Raw genomic sequence first — 21801 nt, 5'->3', positions numbered from 1 at the left:
ACGCTGATCGGGAGCGGGCTTGCCCAGGTATCAGGCCGGCTCGGCCTCGAGTTCCACCATCGCCTCACGATAGCGCGCCAGCTCCTCGATGGTCAGCACTGGCAGATTGTACTGCCGCGCATACACCGCCACCTGTTCGCCGCGGGCCATGCTGCCATCGGGGTTCATCAGTTCGCACAGCACCGCCGCCGGGCGCAGGCCGGCCAGGCGGGCCAGGTCCACCGAGCCTTCGGTGTGGCCGCGACGGGTCAGCACGCCGCCGTCACGGGCGCGCAGGGGGAATACATGGCCGGGGCTGACGATGTGGCGCTGTTGCGCGGTGGAGCGCAGCGCGGATTCGATGGTGGTGATGCGGTCCTGCGCCGACACGCCGGTGCTGACGCCCTCGGCGGCTTCGATGGTGACGGTGAAGCCGGTGCCGTGGCGGGCCTGGTTGTTCTGCACCATCGGCGCCAGCTGCAGGGCGTCGACGGTGGCTTCGTCCAGGCACAGGCAGACGATACCGCTGCAATCGCGGATCATCATGGCCATGGTCTGCAGCGAAAGGTTCTCGGCGGCAGCGACGATGTCGGCTTCGTCCTCGCGGTCGTCGTCGTCGAGCAGCAGCACCGGGCGCCCGGCCTGGAAGGCGGCGATGGCGGCGCTGACGTTGGGGAATTGCTTGTTAAGCGGGGTGGACATGAAACGCTCCTCGTGAATGATCGATGAACGTCTCGGGGCGAACAAAATGCGCGCGCAAGGGCGCCTGGACGGCCCCTGCCAAACGCCTTCTTTCATCCGGACTATGACCGTCGGCCCTGGAATCTCACCAGATCTGCTGACCCCCGGCATGGCCGGGGCGCTCGCGGGCTCATCTTTCGATTTACCGCCGGTGGGGACTTTCACCCCGCCCTGAAGACTGGGCAAGCATACCGTACCGAGCCAGCCTGATGGCAAGCCCTACGACTTTAGTTGCTGCCAATCCAGCCCGAACCGCGCCAGGTACTTGCGCAGGCGGTCGGCGTCGTTAGGGTTGGCCTTCTCCTGGCGTGATACCGCGAACAGCTGGCGCCCGGCCTCGGACAGGCTCTGGGCGCGGCGGCACACATCGATCACCGCCTGCAGTTGTACCTGGTCGAACAGGTCCAGTTCGCGGCCGGCCAGCAGCGGCTCGGTTGCCGATTCCAGGCCCCAGGCATAGCGCAGCCGAGCGATCTCTTCCTCGACCAGTGCCTCGTCGATGCGCCCGCTGTCGGCCAGGGTCGCCATGCGCGTGATCGATGCCGACAGCTCGCGGAAGTTACCGGCCCAGCGTGCTTCGCTGGCGTGGGCGAAGGCCAGGTAGCGGCGCTTGGCTTCGAGGTTGAAGCGCACCTGGCGGCCTTGCTCACGGGCGTGGCGCTGCAACTCGAAATCCAGGTTCGGCTCGATGTCCTCGCGCCGCTGGGCCAGGCCCGGCAGGGCGAAGGTCCACAGGTTGATGCGGGCGAACAGGTCTTCGCGGAACGAGCCGTCGGCGACCTTGGCGCGCAGGTCGCGGTGGGTGCCGGCGATCAGTTGGAAGTCGCTTTCCACCTCACGGTCGGCGCCCAGCGGGAAGAAGCGCTTTTCTTCGATGGCCTTGAGCAGCATGGCCTGTTCGTCGGCGCCCAGCTCACCGATTTCGTCGAGGAATAGCATGCCGCCGTCGGCGGCGCGCAGCAGGCCGTCGCGGGCGTTCTGCGCGCCGGTGAAGGCGCCTTTGGCATGGCCGAACAGGGTCGACATGGCGCCGTCGCCGCGCAGGGTGGCGCAGTTCACCTCGATGAAGCGACCGCCCAACTGGTGACGACCGCGCTTGAGCTCATGGACGCGGCGGGCCAGGAACGACTTGCCGGCGCCGGTCGGGCCGACCAGCAGCATCGGCGCCTTCGAGCGCAGGGCGACCCGTTCGATCTGCTCTATGGTGCGGTTGAAGTCCGGGTTGCGCGTGGCGATGCCTGACTTGAGCAGCGACTGCCCCTCGACCTGTTCGCGGCGAAAGCGCGAGGCGATCGGGTCGTAGCGCGACAGGTCGAGGTCGATCAGGGTGGCGATGCCGGCAGGGTCGCTGTTTTCGTCGTGCTTGCGCGAGGGTGAGGTCTGCACCAGGCGCGCCGGCAGGTAGCGCGCCTCGGTGAGCAGGAACCAGCAGATCTGCGCGACGTGGGTGCCGGTGGTGATATGCACCAGGTAGTCCTCGTGCTCGGTGTCGAAGCTGTAGCCGCTGGCGAAGTCGTGCAGGGCGCCGTAGACCTCCTCGAAATCCCACGGGTTGCGCAGCGCCAGCGGGTGCAGGCGCACCTCTGTGCCGGGCGAGACCTGCTGGATGTCGGCGCGGATTCGCTCGGCCAGGCCGAGGTCGCGTGCGCCGGGGCCGTGGATAAGTTCCAGGCGGTCCAGGGGCAGGTCGGGTTGCTGGCACAGGCCGATGGTTGGCCGCCACCTGTTCCAGCGCGCCGCACCCTTGCCGTTGCGGTCGAGGGTGGTGCCGAGAAAACCGATGGCGACGAGAGGCTTGGTCATCCGTGATTATCCAAAAAGATAAATATATATCGCAGGATATACGAAAAATTAAATCGGTTAGACACCTTGTAATGTATCGGCTAACGCGCAATAAGAAATAAATGCTTATAAATCAGTTGATTATGCGGTTTTTTCAAGAACGAATGAAAACCTGGCACGCCGCTCGCTATATCCCTCTCGACCGCATCGCCAGGCAGGCCCTCGGGTCAGGGGATATCAACCCCCGCCGGTGCACGTACCCACCTTCAGGTGTCGGTGTCGTGCATGCCGCCGCTGCAACGAACGGTCATTGCGGCGCAAGCCTGTGAACAGGCTTGCGAGGCGCTCGCCGGGCCAAGTCCCGGCACTACCCTCCACGGTAGCTACAAACGCAACACCCGCAGGTGGGGCACAGGCAACGCAACCAGGGCCAGGATGGTCCGCTTTTGCGAAGGACGCCTGGGCTACCGCTGGCCCACCCGGCCCGCCGGCCGGGCCTGGCGCAACGATGAAGGCCGCCGGAGCAAGCGCTCCCGGCCCCGGACTCCGCCAGGCTTCGCCCACGGCGCTCGGTGAGTCAGCGACCCCTGCAACCAAGGACATTGATAAAAGGATGAGCAAGATGAAACTGTTGAAACGCTTTGTGGTGAAGAAAAACGAACGTGGCCTGCTGATGAGCGAAGGCGACTTCGTGTCGATTCTCGAGCCTGGCCAGTACTCGCGTTTCGACTGGCAAGACCGGCTGACGGTGACCACCTTCAGCCTCCAATCCCCGCTGTTCGACCACCCGCTGGCACAGTACCTGCGCGGGCAGGAGCCAGCTCTGGTCGAGCAGCATTTCGAAGCCATGGACCTGGCGCAGCACGAGGCCGGCCTGCGTTTCGAGGACGGCCGCATGGTCGAGTTGCTGGCACCGGACAGTCGCCGCCTGTACTGGAAAGGCCAGGTCGAGCATGGCTTGCAGCGCATCGACCTGAATCAGGGCCGGCGCCTGGACGATGAACTGGTGGTCCGCCTGAACCGCCCCGGTGTGGCCGGCACGGACCTGGTGCTGCTGGCGCTGGTGCCGGCGTTCCATGTCGGTGTGCTGAAGATCGACGGCGTGGTAGCCGGGTTGCTCGAGCCGGGCCGCCATGGCTACTGGCGCTGCGGCAGCCAGGTAGCGGTGGAGATGGTCGACACTCGCTTGCAGGCGCTGGAGGTCAACGGCCAGGAGATCCTCACCCGCGACAAGGTCAGCCTGCGCCTGAGCCTGGTGGCCAACTGGCGCTACACCGATGTACTCGGCGCCCACGGGCAGATGAGCAAACCGGTGGAGCACCTGTACCGCGAACTGCAGTTCGGTTTGCGTGCTGCGGTGGGCACCCGCACCCTCGACGAACTGCTGGAAGACAAGCAGTCCATCGACGGTAGCGTCACCGAGCACCTGCTGGCGCACCTGCAAGACAGTGGCCTGGAGGTGAGCAGCCTGGGGGTGCGCGACATCATCCTGCCGGGCGAGATGAAAACCCTGCTGGCGCAGGTAGTGGAGGCAGAGAAGGCTGCCCAGGCCAACGTGATCCGCCGGCGTGAGGAAACCCAGGCGACCCGCTCGCTGCTCAACACCGCCAAGGTGATGGAAGGCAACCCGACGGCCCTGCGCCTCAAAGAGCTGGAAACCCTGGAGCGGGTGGCCGAGCGCATCGACCGGATTTCGGTGTTCGGTGGCCTGGATCAGGTATTGAATGGCATGGTCAGTCTCAAGGCGGGTTGACCCTTTGCGACACGACGTACGCAACAAGGAACAAGGTAATGAACATACTCGAAGTGGCGGGCGGCAAGCCGATCAAGCTGTGGACCGACGGTGTGCCGGTCGAGGACGACGCCCGCAAGCAACTGATGAACACGGCGAAGATGCCGTTCATCTTCAAGCACCTGGCGGTGATGCCGGATGTGCACCTGGGCAAGGGCTCGACCATCGGCAGCGTGATCCCCACCGTGGGCGCGATCATCCCGGCGGCGGTGGGCGTGGACATCGGCTGCGGCATGATCGCCGCGCGCACCTCGCTGCATGCCCGTGACCTGCCGGACAACTTGCATGGCCTGCGTACAGCCATCGAGAAGGCCGTGCCCCATGGCAAGACCTTCGGCCGTCGCGACCAGGGTGCCTGGGACAACGTGCCGAACTACGCCGACCAGGTCTGGAGCGGCCTGGCCGGGCGCTTCAAGGCAATCACCGACAAGCATCCGCGCCTGGAGAAGACCAACAACCGCCAACACCTGGGGACACTGGGCGGCGGCAACCACTTCATCGAGGTCTGCCTGGACGAGGCCGACCGCGTCTGGTTCATGCTGCACAGCGGCTCGCGTGGCGTCGGCAACGCCATCGGCAACCTGTTCATCGAACTGGCCCAGGCCGACATGCGCCAGCACATGGTCAACCTGCCGGACCGCGACCTGGCGTATTTCGAGGAAGGCAGCCGGCACTTCGCCGACTATGTCGAGGCGGTGGAGTGGGCGCAGGACTTCGCCCGGCACAACCGCGAACTGATGATGCAGGCGGTGGTCGCCGCCACCCGCAAGGTGCTGGGCAAGCCGTTCGAGGCCAGCCTCGAGGCGGTCAACTGCCACCACAACTATGTGCAGAAGGAGCAGCACTTCGGCCGCGAGGTGCTGGTGACGCGCAAGGGCGCGGTGTCGGCGCAGAAGGGCCAGCTGGGCATCATCCCCGGCTCCATGGGCGCGAAGAGTTTCATCGTGCGCGGCCTGGGCAACGAGGAATCGTTCTGCTCGTGCAGCCATGGTGCGGGCCGGGTGATGAGCCGCACCAAGGCCAAGAGCCGCTTTACGGTCGAAGACCAGCAGCGCGCCACTGCCCATGTGGAGTGCCGCAAGGACAAGGATGTGATCGACGAGATCCCGATGGCCTACAAGGATATCGATGCGGTGATGCAGGCCCAGCGTGAGTTGGTCGAAGTGGTGCACACCCTGCGTCAGGTGGTGTGTGTGAAAGGTTGAGACGGGCGCCGTGTGGCGCCCAGTACAAGGAACGAAGACATGTGTCAGGACGACCCCCACCCACTGCCCGAGGCGATGCGCGCCCGGGTGCTCGATGAACTGCAACGTATCGAGCGCGAGCACCAGGTGACCGTGCTCTATGCCTGCGAGTCCGGCAGCCGGGCCTGGGGCTTCGCCTCGCCCGACAGCGACTACGACGTGCGCTTCGTCTACGTGCCGCGCAACGACTGGTACCTGCGGGTGGACGAGCCTCGCGACGTGATCGAGCGGCCGCTGAGCGACGAACTGGACATCAGCGGCTGGGAGCTGCGCAAGACCCTGCGTCTGATGCGCGGCGCCAACCCGAGCCTGCTCGAGTGGCTGGGCTCGCCGCTGGTGTATCGCGCCGACGCCGAAGCTACTAGGCGCTTGCGCGAGCTGGGCGAGGCGTTCTACTCGCCACGCGCGGTGCGCCATCACTACCTGTCGATGGCACGCAAGAACCTGCGTGGCTACCTGATGGGCGAGACGGTGCGCTTCAAGAAGTACCTGTATGTGCTGCGACCGTTGCTGGCGGTGCGCTGGATCGACCAGGGCCTGGGCATGCCGCCGACGGCGTTCGCCGCGTTGATGGCACGCACCGTCGATGACCCGCGCCTGCAGGCGTCGATCGATGCGTTGCTGGCCGTGAAACGACGCAGCGGCGAAGCCGAGCACGGGCCGCGAGACGAGGTACTGCATGGGTTCATCGAGGCCGAGCTGGCGCGGGCGGATGAGGCGCGGGAGGTGCCGGTGACGCGTGGTGACACCGGGTTGCTGGATGATTTCCTGCGGGACATCGTGCGCCAAGCTGGATGAGGGCGCGCGGCATCTGTAGGAGCGGCTTCAGCCGCGATTACCCGCGAAGCGGGTGCCAGACAACACCTGGCTTGCATCGCGGCTAAAACTGCTTCTACAACGAATTACGCCTCACTGAGCCGACTTGGACATCCTGTCCAGCACGAACCGCAGTGAGGCCGGCAGCATTGCTCCGTGGTCCAGGCCGTCGAATGGCTGGAAAGTCACTGACAATCCCTTCACTCCGGCCAGACTGGCCACCAGCGCCCGGGCAGGTCGTTGCACATCGCCCTGCAGCGGCCCCCGGGGATTGGCCGGCTCCCGCGTGCCGCGCATCAGCAGCAGGCCTGGCCGGTGGCTGCCCAGCCGCCCCTGCAACCCTTGCATCTCGGCCACGATGGCGCCGTCGTTCCACCACAACGATGGGCTGGCCGCCGCATAGTCGCTGAACAGCCATGGGCGGGTGAACAGTGTGTGCAGCACCGCCAGCCCGCCATAGGAGTGGCCCCAGAGCATCTGTCGTCGCGGGTCGATGGGCGCCACAGCGGCGACCATCGGGCGCATGCGCTGCTCCAGCAGGTCGAGGAACGCATCGACGCCGCCACTGGCCTGGCCTGTCAGCGGATCGCGCTGCTCGGCCAGCCCAGGTACGACTGGTGTGTAGTCATAGGTACGGGCGGAGCGCTCGATGCGTTGGTCGGTCTGGTAGCCGATGGCGACCAGCAGCGGTGCCTGGCCGTTGGCGAGCGCCTGCAACTGCTGCGATGCCAATGCGCTGATCGCGGCGTTGCCATCGAGCATCCACAGCACCGGGTAGCCGCTGGCGGGTGCCGGGCGCTGGGGCTTGCCGATCCACAGGCGGTAATGGCGCTGGCCATCCCGTGAGTCCAGGTCGAGGTGGCTGAAGCGATAGGCCATGTCCTGGCGCTGCAGCAGGGTAGTGTCCATCTTCTTTTCGGGGTGCGGCTGCGCCAAAGCCGTACCGGCCAGCAGCAATGCCAGGACAAGGGTCGGGATCTTCATCAGGCGTTCTCGTGGTGTCGTCCATGACACACCGCCGTCGCATCGTGCGAGGCAACGGCGGGGCGGGTTGGGTTCAGAAGGAGGCGGTCAGGCTGGTGTAGAGGGTGCGGCCCGGTTCGTTGTAGGTCGCCGCGCCTGCGCCTTCGATGCCGTTGACCGCCTGGGCGTTGCCGGCGCGGTACAGGCGTTTGTCGAACAGGTTGTCGATGCCGGCAGTCAGGCTCAGGTTCTTTGTCAGGGCGTAGGTGCCGCTGGCGCCGACCAAGGCGTAAGGCGCCACCTGGTCATTGGCGCTGCCGGTCACGCGCTTGCCCTGGTAGTCGTACTTCTTCGGCGTCTGCTTGCCATACCAGGCCACGCTCAGCTGCAGCGACAGGTCGTCGGAGGCTTGCCAGTCGAGCATCGAATTGAGGGTGTAGGCCGGGGTCACCGACAGGGTCTCGCCAGTGGTCTTGTTCTTCGATTGCAGCATGTAGGTGAAGTTGTTGCTCCACTTCAGCTGTTCGCTCAGCGGGATGGTCAGGGTGCCCTCGAGGCCCTCGACCAGCGCTTTGGGGATGTTCTCCCACTGGTAGAGGGTGGCGTTGGCGTTGGCGCCGGTGCCACCGGCTGCCTGGCCGATGCCGCTCAGGCCCGAGTCGATCTTGTTCTTGTAGTCGTTGCGAAAGTACGTCAGGCCGGCGACCCAGCCGTTGTCCTGGAACTCGATGCCCAGTTCCTTGTTGACGCTGGTCTCGGCCTCCAGGTGCGCGTTGCCCTGCAGGTAGCAGCTGGTGCTCTGCCCGTAGCAGCCCTGGCCACGGCTGTAGAGCAGGTAGTCGGGGTTGAGCTGGTACAGGTTCGGCGCCTTGTAGGCGCGGGCGATGCCGGCCTTCAGCGTCAGGGTGTCGCTCAGCGCGTGGGCCAGGTTGAGCGACGGGCTCCAGTTGTCGCCGACGATGCTGTGGTGATCGAAGCGCAGCGCCGGAGTGAGCATGGTGCCGGGCAGCAGTTCGATGTTGTCCTCGGCAAACAGCGAGAAGATCTGCGCCTGGCTGCTGGTGCTGCGGCCGCTGCTGGTCAGGCCGGGCACGCTGCCGCCTTCGCTGGTGGTCTGGGTATTGGCGCTGGGGTCGTCGAGCTTCTGCTGGCTCCACTCGCTGCCCATGGTCAGAGTCTGGTCGCGCCAGGCGTGCAGTGGCAGGTTGAGCTCGCCGTGGGCGGTCAGGTCGCGCAGGGTCGAGGTGTAGAAGTCGGTGTTGCTGAAGATACCTTCGGTGCCACCGGCCAGGCCTTCGTTGATGCGCTGGTTGCGGGTCTTCTCGTATTGCAGGAAGGCCATGCTGCTGCCGAAGTCCCAATCGCCACGGTGAGTGATGGCGAAATTCTCGCGGTAGAGAATGTTGGTCTCCTTGCCCAGCATGCTTTTGACGTTGGCATTGGAGTTGGTGTTCTGCGTATCGCCCGCGTACAGGTTGCCTTGGCGGCTGAAGCCGGCTTCGAGTTCCAGGGTCTGCTCCGGGGTCAGGCGCCAGCTCAGCAGGCCGTTGAGGTCCTTGTTGCGCACGCCTTCGCGGCCGGCGGGCAGGGTGCCGGCCTGGGTGCCGGAGCGTGCGGACTCGTGGCCGGCGTTGATGTCCCAGTCGTCCGCGTCGGTCTTGGCCACGTTGCCGTACACCCGATAGCTGAGGGTGTCGGTGAGTGGGCCGTTGAGGCCGAAGCTCACGCGCTTGGTGGCGCCTTCGTCACCGTGCTGCGGGAAGTTCTGGTACACGGTCATGTTGCCGTGGGTCTCGCCCGCCGGTTGCTTGGTGATGATATTGATCACCCCACCCATGGCCCCGGAACCATAGCGTGCCGCCGCCGGGCCGCGGATCACTTCGATGCGCTCGACCTGGTCGGCCGGCACCCAGTTGGTGTCGCCGCGCGAATCCCGCTCGCCACGCCAGCCGTAGCGTACCGAGCTACGGCTGCTGACCGGCTTGCCGTCGACCAGGATCAGGGTGTTCTCCGGCCCCATGCCACGAATGTCGATCTGACGGTTGTTGCCGCGTTGACCGCTGGTGGAGTTGCCGGTCAGGTTGACTCCCGGCATGGTGCGGATGATCTGCGACAGGTCGTTGGCCGGCGGGCGCTTCTTGATGTCTTCGGCGGTGATGATCGACACACCGGGCGCCTGCTTGGTCTCTTCCAGCGCGGTGGCCACCACGTTCTGGCTTTCCAGCTCGATCGGTGCGGGCTGGTTGGCGGCGTGTACGGCGCTGCTCAGCAGGCAGCTGGACAGCAGCAGGAAGGGTGATAGGCAAAGCGGGCGGGGCGACATGTGTGATCTCCGGCGCGGCGGGCTGATTTCAAGAGATCACAGATGGTAATGGCTCTTATTTGAGAGTAAAGCGCATTAACTTTCTAAACACTTTCGGCCGCGGGCAGCAGCAGGTGCAGGCACAACCCAGGGTAGCCATTGCTCGCCCAGCGCCGTCCGCCCTGCAGCTCGATGGCGCGCCGGGCGATGGCCAGGCCCAGGCCGAAACCGGCGCCGCTGCCGGGTAGGCGGCGATAGGCCTGGAAGATCGGTTCGAGCTCCGCCTCCGGCACCCCAGGCCCGTGGTCGCGCAGGCACAGGTGCCAGTGCGTGCCCTCGCGCCAGCCCTCCAGGCTGACCTGGCCACCGGCGGGCGAATGACGGATGGCGTTGCGCAGCAGGTTTTCCAAGGCCTGGGCCAGGCTGTCCAGGTGGGCCTGCACCACGCAGTCGAGGCCGAGCGAGCAGGGCAGTCGCGCCATCGCCCAGCCGCTCTCGAAGCAGCTGTCCTGCACCAGCGCTTCCCACACCGAGAGCACCAGCACCGGCTCGGTCGCCAGTTGCGGCTGCTCGGTGTCCAGCCACGCCAGGTCGAGGGTGTCCTCCAGCAGTTTCTGCATGTCGTCCACTTCCCGGTCCAGGCGCTGGCGCAACTGCTCCGGGGGCAGGCCGCTGTCATGGGCGATGCGCAGGCGCGCCAGTGGCGTGCGCAGTTCGTGGGACAGGGTGCGCAGCAGCAGGCGTTGCTGGTCGAGGCTCCTGCGCAGGCGCACAGCCATGTGCTCGAAGGCCTGGGCCAGCTCGCCCAGTTCGTCGCGACGCTCCTGCAGGGGCAGGCCGGGGCCGTCCAGGTCGTCTGCACGCAATGCGTCGGCGCGGTCGCGCAGGCGGTTGAGGGGCACGACCAGGTGGCGGTACAACGCCAGGCCCAGCAACAAGGCGAGCAGGGCAGGGGCCACGCCGTGGGTGATCACGTGGGTCCAGGGGGTCAACCCGGTCGGCAGCAGGTGCTCGGGGAGCTGAATGACCAGGCGACCCTCCTGGGGGCGGCTGGGGAACTCGATGCTCACATAGGGCAACTCGTCCTGCAGGCGCCGGCTCATGGGCCAGTCGAGCTTGCGCATGAAGGTCAGGCGGCTGGCCTCTTCGGCGCTCAACGACGTGGTACCGAGGCTCTGCAGGTGCGGGCCGATGATGGCGACCCAGGTGTCTTCCCGGACTTCCAGTTCGCGGCGCAGGCGCTCAACGCCGACGGCGCCGTCCGTGCGCCAGGCCTGCTCGGCCTGTTCGGCGAAGCCGGCCAGGAACATCCGGTCGGCGGGGGCGAGGAAGTAGGTACTGCGCTCCACCGACAGGCCCCAGGTCCAGATCAGCCAGGTCAGCAGCAGGCAGAAGCACACCTGCAGCAGCGCCAGTTTCCACAGCAGCGGATGTCGGCGCATCAGGCGCTACCCGGGTCGACCAGGATATAGCCCTGGCCACGCACGGCCTGGATCTCCAGGTGCCCCGCACCGATGGCGGCGAGCTTGCGGCGTAGGTTGCAGACATGCACATCCAGGCCGCGGTCGAGGCGGGTGTAGGCCCGGTGCAGGACGCTTTGATATAGGAAAGCCTTGCTCAGCGCCTCGCCGGGGTGGGCCTGCAAGGTCATCAGCAGGCGGTACTCGGAACCGGTCAGGCCGGCGTTCTGGCCATGGTGCGCGACATCATGGTTGGCCGTGTCGAAGTCCAGTGCGCAGGCATTGCGCGGAGCGGGCGGGCGCCGGTCCAGCGCCACCCGGCGCAGCAGGGCGTCGACCCGGGCATCGAGCTCGGCCAGGCTGAAGGGTTTGGGCAGGTAGTCGTCGGCGCCACGGGTGAAACCGCTGATGCGGTCCTGCTCGGCACCCAGGGCCGACATCAGCATCACCGGCACGGCCTGGTGCCGGCGCAGTTCGTCGAGCAGGCTGAGGCCGTCGACACCCGGGAGCATGATGTCCAGCAGCAGCAGGTCGAAGTGTGTCTGGTGTATCGCATTCAAGGCCTGGGTGCCGTTCTCGCAGGCTTGAACACTGAAGCCACGGCGCAGGAAGTGGTGTTCCAGGTCCTGGCGCAGGCGGGGATCGTCTTCGGCGAGGAGGAGCTTGGGGGACACGGGATTGCCTTGATGAGAATATATTGCAAATACGAATCATCCCATTGACGGCGGTGCGGGGGCAATGGCCAGGTGCTGGCATTTCGTCGCGTTACACGGCACATGCGGGAGCGGCTGTGTGATGTCAGCGGCTGATGAATGTCCCCCCGGCCTCGCTGCGGATACGCAGCTTATGGCTCTGCGCCAACATGGCCAGAGCCAGGGGCAGGTCATCGATCGGGAAACTGCCCGAAATCTGCAACTCGGCCAACGCCGGGTCGCAGACCAGGCGCTGCTCGCTGTAGCGCATCAGCTCCTGGGTCCATTGCAACAACGGCATCTCGTCGATTACCAGCAGGCCATTGCGCCAGGCCAGCTGGGCGTCGCGTGCATCCTCCAGTGGATCGAATCGATCACGGCTGAAGCGCAGCTGCGAGCCTGCCTGGACGATGACACCGCCGACGGCTTCGGGCTGGACCTGGACGGCGCCTTCGTAGACCGCGAGCAGGGTCTCCTGGGGGAACTGGCGCACGCTGAAACGGGTGCCCAACGCCTGCATGACGCCTTGCCCGGTGCGCACCCGCAAAGGCCGCGACGGGTCCGCCGCGGTGACGATGTATATCTCGCCCCGGCGCAAGTGCAGCAGGCGCTGCTCGGCCGTGAAGCGCACGCTCAGCTCGCTGTGGCTGTTGAGGGAAACCTGGGTGCCATCGGCCAGCAGCACGTCCCGGCGTTCGCCCAGGGCGGTGAGATAGTCGAGGCCACCCTCGCTGCGCCGCCATGCCCACCAACCCAGGGGGGCCGCGCCCAGCAACACCAGCAAGCTGCGCAGCACGGTGCGCCGGCTGCTGTCCGGGCGCACCAGCGTTTGTCGGGCCAGGGTGGGAGGCAAGGTGCCGAGGCGGGAGAGCAGGCGCTGCGCCCGGTTCCAGGCGCGTTCGTGCTCGGCGTCGCGGTATCGCCAGTGCTCCAGTTCGAGCTGTTGTGCCGGCGTCAGTGGCCCTTCCTGCATCAGCAGCAGCCAGGCGGCGGCTTGGGCGAGAATGGCTTGGGCGATGGGGGGCTGGTCATTCATCGCGCATCTGGCTCAGGCAGGCGACGTAGCCTTCGTGGATGTACTTCTTCACTGTCGGCAAGGCGATGTTCAGTGCCTGGGCGATGTCTTTCTGCTTCATGCCGTCCAGCGTTGCCATCAGGAAGGCTTGCCTGACCCGTGGCCGCAGGCTGTCGAGCACGGCGTCGATCTCGTGCAGGGTCTCGAGAATCACGCTCTGCTGCTCGGGCGACGGATGTTCGGCTTCGGGCACCAACGCCAGGGCCTCGAGCCAGGCCTGCTCAAGGGAATGCCGTCGACGCCAGCTGACCAGCACGCAATTGGCGATACGGGCCAGGTAGGCACGTGGCTGACGCAAGGTATCAGGCTGGGTGGTGTCCCGGCTGGCCAGCACGCGCACGAAAATGTCCTGGGCCAGGTCATCGGCCACGCCATGCCCCCAGGAACGCAAGCGGTACGCCAGCCAGCCGCGCAACCAGGCGTGGTGTTCGACATACAGCGTGGTCACGGCGCAGTGCTCGATGTGCCGTGGCGGGTTCTTGAAGAGGGTCATGGGCAGCGGGATCAGGGCGTAAATGCAAACAATTATCACTAGATTTGGCTAAATCACAAGATCAAGTGAAAATGCGAATCGCACGCATATACCTTTTTCGCTGTCGTGCGACAGAAGGGGTGCAAGCCCGCATCGAGTGCCGGGCACTGACCTCACGAGCGAGAAAAGCATGCCCGCCAGTTATCGGCTTCCCCCTGTTTCGCGCCCATTGCAACGCTTGTCCCCGATCAGCTTCGCCGTACGGTGCGCGGTGCTCGGCTGTTTGCTGGGCTCTGGCGCAAGCCTGGCCCAGGCCGCCCCGGCGGCAACCGAGAACAGCCGGCCCGACGACGCCACGCGCCGCGACTACGATATCGCCCAGGGGCCGCTGGGCACCTCGCTGGGCGTGTTCGCCAAGCAAGCGGGGCTGTTGCTGTCTTACGACCCCGACCTGACCCGCGGCCGCACCGCGCCGGCGCTCAAGGGGCGCTTTACGGTGCAGGAGGGCACCCGGCGCCTGCTGGCCCATACCGGCCTGCAACTGCTGCCGAACTCACGGGGGGCATACATCCTCATCCCGCAGGCCCAGGCATCGGCGGCGGCAACGGAGCTGACACCTACCGTGGTCGCCTCCAGCGAAATGGTCGACCCGCAGCGTGACACCTACCGCGCACCGCGTTCGACGGTGCACCTGTCCCGTGAAGACCTCGACCGCTTCAGCACCGTGTCGGTGGGCGACATGCTCAAGGGCGTGGCCGGCGTGCAGGTGGGCGACAGCCGCAACGGCGGCGCGCTGGACGTCAATATTCGCGGCATTCAGGGGCAGAGCCGGGTCGCGGTCAGGGTCGATGGCGCGGAGCAGGCGCTGGATGTGTACCGCGGCTACGGCGGTACCCAGCAGCGCAGCTATATCGACCCGGACCTGATCAGCAGCGTTACCGTGAACAAAGGGCCGAGCACCCGCTCGGGGGCGATTGGCGGTTCGGTGGAGATGAAGACCATTGGCGTCGATGACATCCTGGTCGATGGCAAGGATGTCGGCGTGCGCCTGACCGGCAACCTGTGGAACAACGGCGTGGAGCCTGAACACCGCAACCGCAACTCCAGGGACGAGGACCTGAGTGCAGCGCCGCGTGATGAGCGCGGCAGCCTGTTCGGCTCCAAGGCCGAATCCGGCAGCGCCGCCTTTGCCTATTCCCACGAGCGATTCGACCTGGTGGCGGCCTATGCGCACCGCAACCAAGGCAACTACTTCTCTGGCAAGAAGGGCCAGGACCGTTACCGCCTCTACGATCGCTGGGGCGAGGAGCAGGCCAGTGTCGCCAACACCTACAATGCCGGCGAGGAAGTGCTCAACTCGTCGGCCGAGACCGACTCCTACCTGCTCAAGACCACCTGGCGGCTGGCCGACGACCACACCCTGGACTTCGGCTACCGGCGCTTCGACGGGCACATGGGCGAGATCATGCCGTCGGATATCTTCCGCTATGGCACCGCCGGCATCTACCAGTACCCCACCAGCGAAATCGAGATCGACACCTACACCGCACGCTATCACTACCTGCCCGAAGGCAATCCGTGGGTGGACCTCACCACCAACCTGTGGATGACCGACTCGAAGACCAGCACCTTGAGCGCGGCCTGGATGGCGCCCAAGTCGCAGCTGTTCCGGACCGACCGTGCCTGGTCGCGCCAGGACAACCGTCGCATCGGTGGCGACCTGAGCAACGTGTCGCGGTTCAGCACCGACCATGGCGATTTCAAGCTCGACCTGGGCGGTGCGTTCCAGCTCGAGGACCTGCAGCCGCAGAAGAACGTGGTGGCCACCCAGCACGACATCAATGCCAACCGCATGTTGCGCGATGCGTCGCGCCAGGAGTTCAGCTTCAACGGCAACCTGGAGTACAAGCCCATCGAGGCGGTGACGCTGTGGGGTGGCGGCCGCTATGCCCACTACCGCACCAAGGACAACACCGTGCTCGCCGAGGCACGGCGCGAGGAGCGCGAAATGCGCTGGATTACCGCCAGCAGCCCGGGGCACTGGGGCAGCATGATGTGGTTCCCTGACCAGAACGGCCAGTACACCGACGCCACCGACCCGCGCCTGAACAATGGCATCGTCTTCGAGAACAGCAACGAGCCGTTCAATGGCGTGCCGTTCAACGAGTCCGGCGCGACCAATGTGGTCGTCCACCCGGAAAGCGTCAGCAATGTGACCACCGGCTACAACTACACCCCGCAGGGCAAGAGCAGCGGCGGAGGCTTCTCGCCGGCTTTCGGCATCAACGTCGAGTTCCTCCCCGACACCTTCGTGTATGCCTCCTATACCCAAGGCCTGCGCCTGCCTTCGCTGTTCGAGACCAGCCAGGGCACCCAGCAGGTCACCCCGGGCAAGCACCTCAAGCCTGAGCGCTCGCGCAGCTGGGAGGTGGGGGTCAGTGCCTTGCGCAGCAGCCTGCTGACCGCCGGGGATGAGGCATCGGCCAAGCTGGCGTACTTCGACAACGACATCAAGCACTACATCACCCGCTACTACGACCCAAGCCCGGGGCTGTGGGGGCAGATGACCTTCAGCAATACCGACAGCTTCCACACCCGCGGCCTGGAGTTGCAGTCGCACTACGATGCGGGGCGGGTGTTTGCCGACCTGTCGGCCACCTACTACCTGATGACCGAGACCTGCGACGCAGCCTTTGCCGGCAAGCTGCGCGCCAGCGCCAATCAGTACCAGCGCACTCACGACACCCCGGACTGCACGCCAGGCAGCTACATGGGCTCTTACACCAACACGCAGAACCCGCCACGCTTCTCGGCCAACCTGTTGACCGGCCTGCGCTTCTTCGACGAGGCGCTAACCGTGGGCGGGCGCATGACCTATACCTCGGGGCCCACCGCGCAGATGGACAAGCCCTGGCAGACCGGCGCGACCACGCCGCAGATCGACTACCGCTCGGTGGCGCTGTTCGACCTGTTCCTCAAGTACAAGGTGCTGGAGCACACCGAGCTGAACGTGTCGGTGCAGAACCTGACGGACCGCTACTACCTGGATCCGCTGGCGCAGAGCTTCATGCCGGCGCCGGGACGTACCTGGCGGGTGGGGATGGTGGCGCGCTTCTGAGAGCGCCTGCCTTGTCCAGCGCCTTGACCCGATCATCGGGGTGACTGGAGCCCGCCGCAACCCTTGCAGCGTCTATCAGATCAAGCGCCGCCCGCGCGGCGTTCGATCTCAAGTGCGCTGCAACGCTAACCCCTGATACCCCGCATCGCCGGTGGCCAACTGCAATGCCGAGCAGGTCTCGACTGCTGCTCGGGCAATGGCCAAGGTGCGAGCGTTGATCCCCCCTGATATCGAGCAGCGCTGCCCAAGCGTTTGCCATGTGTTTCGCTGGGCCTGCTGAATACAGGCGTGCCGGATAATAGATTGTGCTTTATCTCGCGCATCTGCTGCGTGCGAAAGTCGCCTCGTTGCGCAGGGCTATCGATAATGGCTAAAGAGTGGCTTGTATTGTCTTGGCGCTCCGTTTAGTATCCGCGAATATTCTAAGTTAATAACTATTTCTTCTGTTGACGTTCGTCCGGGTTGGCCACGCTCAAACGGTTGGCGAGTGGTGTGATCGCGGCTGCAATTCTCGGGTGTAGTTGTGCGCTGCAGTGTCTATCCAGCTGGGTCTGGTATTTTCAAGTCATTGATTTTAAGTGTTTTTTCTATTTGTCTTGAGGCGGGATTCTTGGTGCTGCTTTCAAGGTTGCTTTGGCTTGCTGCGCTCGGTTGCGTGGCAATTAAACTTACGAGTTTAGTTTGTTCGTGCCAGCGACTGACAAATTAAACTTTGCAGTTTAAAAGTTCCAATAGTGTACTGAGGGTTTTATTAATTAGCGGTGTTGCACACATACTGTGTGGTGTCCCGTTGTGCCTGCGATTTACCGTTATTTATTTACTCGTCGGTTTAATTGGCTGGCCGGTGCTATAGGGCAGGCTCGAAATTGTTTGTGACATTTTGCCGAAGGAAGTGTTGGCAGTGTGTCCCTCCTGCGCCTCGCGGGAGGCATGACGGCCTCTGGCAGCATTGCCAAGGCAAGGATCCACACTCGTGAGAAAAGGAGTTTCAGGATGAGCAACGACGATATGCTGAACCGCTCGCTACCTCTGTTGACCGAGGCGGGCATCGACAAGCTTGCGTCCAGCCGGGTGGTGATCGCCGGTTGTGGCGGCGTGGGTGGCGCCATGGCACTTACCCTGTGCCGGATGGGCGTACAGTCATTCAAGCTGGCTGATCCGGGCGCTTTCGATCCGCCCGACATGAACCGCCAATGGGCCGCGACGGGCGCTTCGCTGGGCCGAAACAAGGCCTTGGTGTATCGCGAGCTGATTCTCGACCTCAATCCCCGGGCCAAGGTCGAGATCTTTGTCGAAGGCATCACCGAGCACAACCAGGACGAGTTTCTGTCGGGCGCTGACATCTTGGTCGACTGCCTGGATGCCAACGTGCCCCACTCGCTGCGTGAGTCCATCCACCGCAAGGCGCGCGAGCGTGGGGTGTTCAGCGTTGTCGGGCCGATCATGGGTTTCGGCTGCTTTGCCCTGTGCTCCTCACCGCAAGGGTTGGGAATGGAGTACTGGACGCAGACGCTCAAGATGGCCAAGGAGCAGGGCACCTTGCCGCGGATCTTCGACGAAATCTTCGTGCCCCAGCACATGCAGGCGATTGTCCGCAGCCTCGAGGTTGGCAAGGTGCCAACGGTAGCTGTGGGGCCTCTGATCGCGACATCGCTGTTAGCCACTGAGTGTGTGAACCACTTGCTGCATGACCTGGTGCCGGGTTTCCGTGAACCGATCGTGCTGCCAAAGGTGATGTTCTTCGACCTCAATCGCATGAACCACAGGATCATCGACGTGTCCGAGGGAGCCTTGGCATGACGTTGCTGGCCGACACCGTCGAGGCCCGCGCGCGGGTCCTGGCTCAACATGGGTTCAACCTTGACCTGATACCGTCGCGCCTGGTCCGGGATGACTACCAGACCGACAGCCTGATGCACCGCGACTACCCGAGCGTTCCTCTATTGCGGCAGGACGGCGACGGTGAGCTGGACGAGCGACTGGCTGCGGCGTTCCAGGCCTTGTTCGGCCTGCCCCAGGTGCTGGCGTTGGCCCAGGGGCGGCTGGCGGAGGCGTTGCTGGTCAACGCCCTTGTCACAGCAGGCGACTGCGTGCTTGGCAGCGCGCCATTTCCCACGCTGCAGGCGCACCTTCAGCTCAGGGGCGCCACATACTGCACGGTGTCTACGGCAGATGCCGGCGGCCAATTTCGCGCTGACCTGGACTGCGTGGCCCTGGAGCAGGCGATCAAGCGTGTGGGCCGCCAGCGCATACCTTTCCTGCTGGTCGAAGCCTGCACCAATGCCATTGGCGGCGTGCCCGTTTCGCTGGACAACCTGCGCGCGGTCAAGGCGGTGGCTGACCGCTACGGCATCCCGCTGCTACTCGACGCGACGCGGATCCTCAGTAATGCCTGCCTGATCCGCGAGTACTCCTGCGAATGGCTTGGCCATGACGAATTGAGCATTGTTCAGGCCCTGTGCGCATTAACCGACGGTGTGCTGCTGAGCGCGACGAAGGAGATGCCGACGACCATCGGTGGCTTCCTCGCGCTACGGGACCGCACCCTGTTCGAGCGTTGCCGCGACCAGGCACTGATCTTCGGCACGGGCCTGGACCTGCTGAGCAAGCGTCGTTTGCTGGCGGCAATGCACGAGCCGCACGGTTTGGTGAAGCGGGTACGTTCGCGCATTGACCAGGTACGCCGTTTCCACGGTCTGTTGCCGTTGGGCGACGAGGCGCAGGTGGGTGCCCATGGCGTGTTCCTCATGGCTGGCGCACTGTTCACGGCCATGCATGCACGCGCCTTCCTCAATCATCTGTATGTCGGCTACGGTGTGCGTGGCTCGCTCAACCCAGGGGGCTCGGCAGGCCCTGGCGATGCCCTGGTGCGCTTCGCCCTTGGCGTTCCCGGCAAGGACGAGCATGTCCTGGACACGGCTGCGATCTGTATCCGCGAGGCGCTGCGCGAAACCGACCAGCACATCGCCCTGGAAGAGGTCCACCGCCCCGCAGGTCTCGCCGGCGGCATGCTCGCCACTTATCGCCAGGCCGGGAGCGTGCAGCCATGAAGCGTTTGCTGATGATCATCGGCGTGCTCTGTCCGCTGCTGGCTTTCGCCGGCATGCCGGCGGGCAACCTGGTGCCAAGGGATATCATCGAGCGTTCCGAGGAGCGCCCAACCGGCAAGGACTCGGTCTCGATGTTGTTGGTCACCCTGACCGACAAGGCTGGAACCAAGCGTCAGCGCGGGTTGCTTTGGTATCACCTGGCAGGCGAACAGGGGGACCTCGACCTGCAGAAGTTCTTCTATCCCCGCAGCATTCGCAACATCGCCACTTTCAACGAGGAGGTGCGTGGCGCGGAGGACCTGCAATACCTCTACTTGCCGGCCGCCAGCCGGGTTCGGCGGGTATCTTCCAAGCACCAGACCTGGGTCGGGTCCGACTTGATCTACGAGGACCTGCAGAAGATCAACCTCGAGGACTGGACATTCAGCTATGTGGAGCAGGCCAGCGAGGAAGGTTTCGCAGTGCACGTGGTGGATTGCCAGGCCAAGCCGTCGTCGAACTCGGCGTATGCCAAACGGCGCTACTACATCCGTGCCGACGGCAGTTACTTCCCCAGTCGGATCGACTTTTTCGATGCTGCCGGCCAGTTGATCAAGCAGGTTCGGCGCACCGAAGTTCAGGCATATGGCTCTGCCCTGTACGAGCGTTTCGTGCAGGTGAATGATCTGCGCAACGGCCATCAGACGCTGATGGAGCGACGTTGGGTTCGCGTCGATACCGGGCTGCCTGCGTCGCTGGTGACGGTGCGGCAGATGGAGAAAGGCATCGAGCACTTTGCCGAACCTGCGGACGTGCAACGCCTGGTCAGTGACGAAACCAGCAGGATGGTGGAGTGATGGCCGGGATTGTTCGAACACTTGCAGCCGTCTTGTCGCTGGCTGGCGCGTCTTGCGTGAGCGCTCAGGCGCTGGCGGCCCTGGGTGGACAGAACACGGTGACGGGGTTTCTCGACCTGCGCTCGGCGGTTGGCCTGGGCAGCGGAGGCGAGGTGGGCTCTAGCGCCTTGAAATCTAGTCTGGACAATGGCCTGCGAGGTCGTGGCCGGGTCGAGCTGGATCACCAGGCCGACGGCCTGCGCACGCTGGTTTCGGCGGACCTGGAGCTGGAGCACAAGCGCATGCGTTCGGCAGCCGACGAAAACGAAAGCACTGCCAGGGTGTGGGAAGGGTACGTCGAATGGGAAGGCGAGACGACCAGCTGGCGCATCGGGCGGCAGGTGATCCAGTGGGGGGTGGCGGACGAGGTCAGTGTGATCGACAGCTTCACACCCCAGGATTTTCGCAGCTTCCTGATCCACACCCGCTTCGAACGCAAGTGGCCGGTGACCGCGGTGAGCGGTCGCTACTTTCTTGATGGCGGCGATTTTTTCGAGGTGCTTTGGCAGCCGCAGTTCCGTCAGGACCTGCTGGCCCAGCCTGGCGAGGAATGGAGCCTGTTCGTGGAGAACAACTACGTGCGCGGACTGGGCTTGAGCGAGCGCTCGACCAAGGTTGAAGGTGGCCCGCTGGGCGACAGCGTGTTTGCCGCGCGGCGAGTGCTGCGGCGCGACAACTACGACCTGTCGTTCAACTATGCCTACCAGTTCGAGCAGATGGCGGCATTTCGAGCCGACATCCAGGGCTTCGACGCCAGCGGCAGGGCAGTCGGTACCGTGCAGCCCTACCACGCACGCCAGCACACCACCTCGATGGCGTTCGAGTCGGGGCGTGACGGGATTGGTGTGCGTGGAGAACTGGCTTACGTCACCGATGCTGGCTATGTCAGCTACGACATGGCTGTGCCGGGACTGGTCGAGCGCCGTGACACGCTCAGGGGGGTGGCCGGCATGGACTACACCTTTGCCTCGCGGACTTACATCAACCTGCAGTACACCCTCGACTACATCCGTAACCACAACGGCAACATGCAGCCGGACAAGTACCGGCCAAGCGTGACATGGCGAGTGAATGTGCCGCTCAAGGGCGAGGACCTTTGGCTGGAGTTGCAGGGGCGCGAGTTCATGAACATGACCGACCGCTTCTGGCGCCTGCAATTGCGCTGGCGGGTCACCGACGACTGGGAACTGCGAACTGGCGGAATGCATTTTGCCGGGCATGACGAAGGTATCTTCGGCCAGTTCAGGGATAACGATCAATTGTACGCAGGGGTTCACTATTACTTCTGATTGACAGGGCAATGTAGTTGCGCGCGCATGATCATGCGGGCCATTTGCAGTAAATGCGATCGTTTGAAACGGGAGGAAATAACCGTCCGTCCCTTGGCCGCGATTGCCTGTTTCATGGACTTTAAAGGTTTTATTCATCCTACAAAGGAGC

16 protein-coding genes and 1 riboswitch are annotated in these 21801 nt (G+C 64.6%); of the genes, 8 read left to right on the top strand and 8 right to left on the bottom strand.

Annotation, left to right across the window (positions count from 1 at the left end; all coding sequences use genetic code 11):
• Positions 1 to 30: 30 nt before the first annotated feature.
• Entirely contained in the window at positions 31 to 681 is a 651-nt protein-coding gene (ribB, locus tag LOY42_RS23755; RefSeq protein ID WP_139668168.1) for a 3,4-dihydroxy-2-butanone-4-phosphate synthase, read from the bottom strand.
• 80 nt (positions 682 to 761) lie between these two features.
• Positions 762 to 903: riboswitch (FMN riboswitch) on the bottom strand.
• 36 nt (positions 904 to 939) lie between these two features.
• Complete coding sequence (gene rtcR, locus LOY42_RS23750) at positions 940 to 2523, bottom strand: RNA repair transcriptional activator RtcR (RefSeq protein ID WP_258599537.1); 1584 nt, start codon at positions 2521 to 2523, stop codon at positions 940 to 942.
• Positions 2524 to 3124: 601 nt separating this feature from the next.
• Here rtcR and LOY42_RS23745 point away from each other — a divergent pair.
• The 3 genes from LOY42_RS23745 to LOY42_RS23735 are packed head-to-tail and all read left to right on the top strand — an operon-like array spanning position 3125 to position 6336.
• Entirely contained in the window at positions 3125 to 4255 is a 1131-nt protein-coding gene (locus LOY42_RS23745; protein ID WP_139668172.1) for a slipin family protein, read from the top strand.
• Between the two features lie 38 nt (positions 4256 to 4293).
• Entirely contained in the window at positions 4294 to 5499 is a 1206-nt protein-coding gene (locus LOY42_RS23740) for an RtcB family protein (RefSeq protein WP_198754406.1), read from the top strand.
• A 39-nt stretch (positions 5500 to 5538) separates the two neighbouring features.
• Positions 5539 to 6336 carry a nucleotidyltransferase domain-containing protein gene (locus tag LOY42_RS23735; protein WP_139668176.1) on the top strand — a complete coding sequence of 266 codons (798 nt, stop codon included), beginning with the start codon at positions 5539 to 5541 and terminating at the stop codon, positions 6334 to 6336.
• Positions 6337 to 6447: 111 nt separating this feature from the next.
• Here the strand turns inward: LOY42_RS23735 and LOY42_RS23730 are convergent, their stop codons facing one another.
• The 6 genes from LOY42_RS23730 to LOY42_RS23705 all read right to left on the bottom strand — a co-directional run bounded on the left by LOY42_RS23730 (position 6448) and on the right by LOY42_RS23705 (position 13339).
• Entirely contained in the window at positions 6448 to 7338 is an 891-nt protein-coding gene (locus LOY42_RS23730) for an alpha/beta hydrolase (protein ID WP_258599534.1), read from the bottom strand.
• A 73-nt stretch (positions 7339 to 7411) separates the two neighbouring features.
• A complete protein-coding gene (locus tag LOY42_RS23725; RefSeq protein WP_258599532.1) occupies positions 7412 to 9640 on the bottom strand; it encodes a TonB-dependent siderophore receptor in 2229 nt (742 codons plus the stop codon).
• Positions 9641 to 9723: 83 nt separating this feature from the next.
• Complete coding sequence (locus LOY42_RS23720; protein WP_258599530.1) at positions 9724 to 11061, bottom strand: sensor histidine kinase; 1338 nt, start codon at positions 11059 to 11061, stop codon at positions 9724 to 9726.
• On the bottom strand, positions 11061 to 11753 hold the full coding sequence (locus tag LOY42_RS23715; protein WP_139668183.1) for a response regulator transcription factor: 693 nt from the start codon (positions 11751 to 11753) through the stop codon (positions 11061 to 11063). The genes LOY42_RS23720 and LOY42_RS23715 overlap by 1 nt, the downstream gene beginning before the upstream one ends.
• Positions 11754 to 11877: 124 nt before the next feature.
• Positions 11878 to 12807 (bottom strand): FecR domain-containing protein, encoded by a 930-nt coding sequence (locus LOY42_RS23710; RefSeq protein WP_139668185.1) that lies wholly within the window; start codon positions 12805 to 12807, stop codon positions 11878 to 11880.
• Positions 12800 to 13339, bottom strand: a complete 540-nt coding sequence (locus LOY42_RS23705) for a sigma-70 family RNA polymerase sigma factor (protein WP_139668187.1) — start codon at positions 13337 to 13339, stop codon at positions 12800 to 12802. Before LOY42_RS23705 ends, LOY42_RS23710 begins: the two co-directional genes overlap by 8 nt.
• 169 nt (positions 13340 to 13508) lie before the next feature.
• On the opposite strand from LOY42_RS23705, the gene LOY42_RS23700 reads away from it, so the two are divergent.
• From LOY42_RS23700 to LOY42_RS23680, 5 genes are all read left to right on the top strand, one after another.
• Positions 13509 to 16436: a TonB-dependent receptor gene (locus LOY42_RS23700; protein ID WP_258599527.1), complete on the top strand. Its 2928-nt coding sequence runs from the start codon at positions 13509 to 13511 to the stop codon at positions 16434 to 16436.
• A 903-nt stretch (positions 16437 to 17339) separates the two neighbouring features.
• The gene (locus tag LOY42_RS23695; RefSeq protein ID WP_139668190.1) at positions 17340 to 18236 is read left to right on the top strand and encodes a ThiF family adenylyltransferase; all 897 of its coding nucleotides are present in this window, start codon (positions 17340 to 17342) and stop codon (positions 18234 to 18236) included.
• Entirely contained in the window at positions 18233 to 19486 is a 1254-nt protein-coding gene (locus LOY42_RS23690) for a beta-eliminating lyase-related protein (protein ID WP_139668192.1), read from the top strand. The genes LOY42_RS23695 and LOY42_RS23690 overlap by 4 nt, the downstream gene beginning before the upstream one ends.
• The gene (locus tag LOY42_RS23685; RefSeq protein ID WP_139668195.1) at positions 19483 to 20322 is read left to right on the top strand and encodes an outer membrane lipoprotein-sorting protein; all 840 of its coding nucleotides are present in this window, start codon (positions 19483 to 19485) and stop codon (positions 20320 to 20322) included. Before LOY42_RS23690 ends, LOY42_RS23685 begins: the two co-directional genes overlap by 4 nt.
• 56 nt (positions 20323 to 20378) lie before the next feature.
• Positions 20379 to 21650, top strand: a complete 1272-nt coding sequence (locus LOY42_RS23680; RefSeq protein WP_139668197.1) for a DUF1302 family protein — start codon at positions 20379 to 20381, stop codon at positions 21648 to 21650.
• Positions 21651 to 21801 lie beyond the last annotated feature (151 nt).

Origin of the sequence: Pseudomonas sp. B21-023 (assembly GCF_024749165.1) — a bacterium.
Classification (GTDB): domain Bacteria; phylum Pseudomonadota; class Gammaproteobacteria; order Pseudomonadales; family Pseudomonadaceae; genus Aquipseudomonas.
Note: the sequence above shows the minus strand (reverse complement) of the source record. Positions and strands in the feature narration are given on the sequence as shown.

Bases quoted from the DNA above. Each gene is read 5' to 3' on its own strand.
- LOY42_RS23740 (WP_198754406.1), top strand. From the start codon at position 4,294: ATGAACATACTCGAAGTGGCGGGCGGCAAGCCGATCAAGCTGTGGACC.
- LOY42_RS23685 (WP_139668195.1), top strand. From the start codon at position 19,483: ATGAAGCGTTTGCTGATGATCATCGGCGTGCTCTGTCCGCTGCTGGCT.
- LOY42_RS23700 (WP_258599527.1), top strand. From the start codon at position 13,509: ATGCCCGCCAGTTATCGGCTTCCCCCTGTTTCGCGCCCATTGCAACGC.
- LOY42_RS23720 (WP_258599530.1), bottom strand. From the start codon at position 11,061: ATGCGCCGACATCCGCTGCTGTGGAAACTGGCGCTGCTGCAGGTGTGC.
- ribB (WP_139668168.1), bottom strand. From the start codon at position 681: ATGTCCACCCCGCTTAACAAGCAATTCCCCAACGTCAGCGCCGCCATC.
- rtcR (WP_258599537.1), bottom strand. From the start codon at position 2,523: ATGACCAAGCCTCTCGTCGCCATCGGTTTTCTCGGCACCACCCTCGAC.
- LOY42_RS23725 (WP_258599532.1), bottom strand. From the start codon at position 9,640: ATGTCGCCCCGCCCGCTTTGCCTATCACCCTTCCTGCTGCTGTCCAGC.
- LOY42_RS23705 (WP_139668187.1), bottom strand. From the start codon at position 13,339: ATGACCCTCTTCAAGAACCCGCCACGGCACATCGAGCACTGCGCCGTG.
- LOY42_RS23735 (WP_139668176.1), top strand. From the start codon at position 5,539: ATGTGTCAGGACGACCCCCACCCACTGCCCGAGGCGATGCGCGCCCGG.
- LOY42_RS23710 (WP_139668185.1), bottom strand. From the start codon at position 12,807: ATGAATGACCAGCCCCCCATCGCCCAAGCCATTCTCGCCCAAGCCGCC.
- LOY42_RS23690 (WP_139668192.1), top strand. From the start codon at position 18,233: ATGACGTTGCTGGCCGACACCGTCGAGGCCCGCGCGCGGGTCCTGGCT.
- LOY42_RS23745 (WP_139668172.1), top strand. From the start codon at position 3,125: ATGAAACTGTTGAAACGCTTTGTGGTGAAGAAAAACGAACGTGGCCTG.
- LOY42_RS23730 (WP_258599534.1), bottom strand. From the start codon at position 7,338: ATGAAGATCCCGACCCTTGTCCTGGCATTGCTGCTGGCCGGTACGGCT.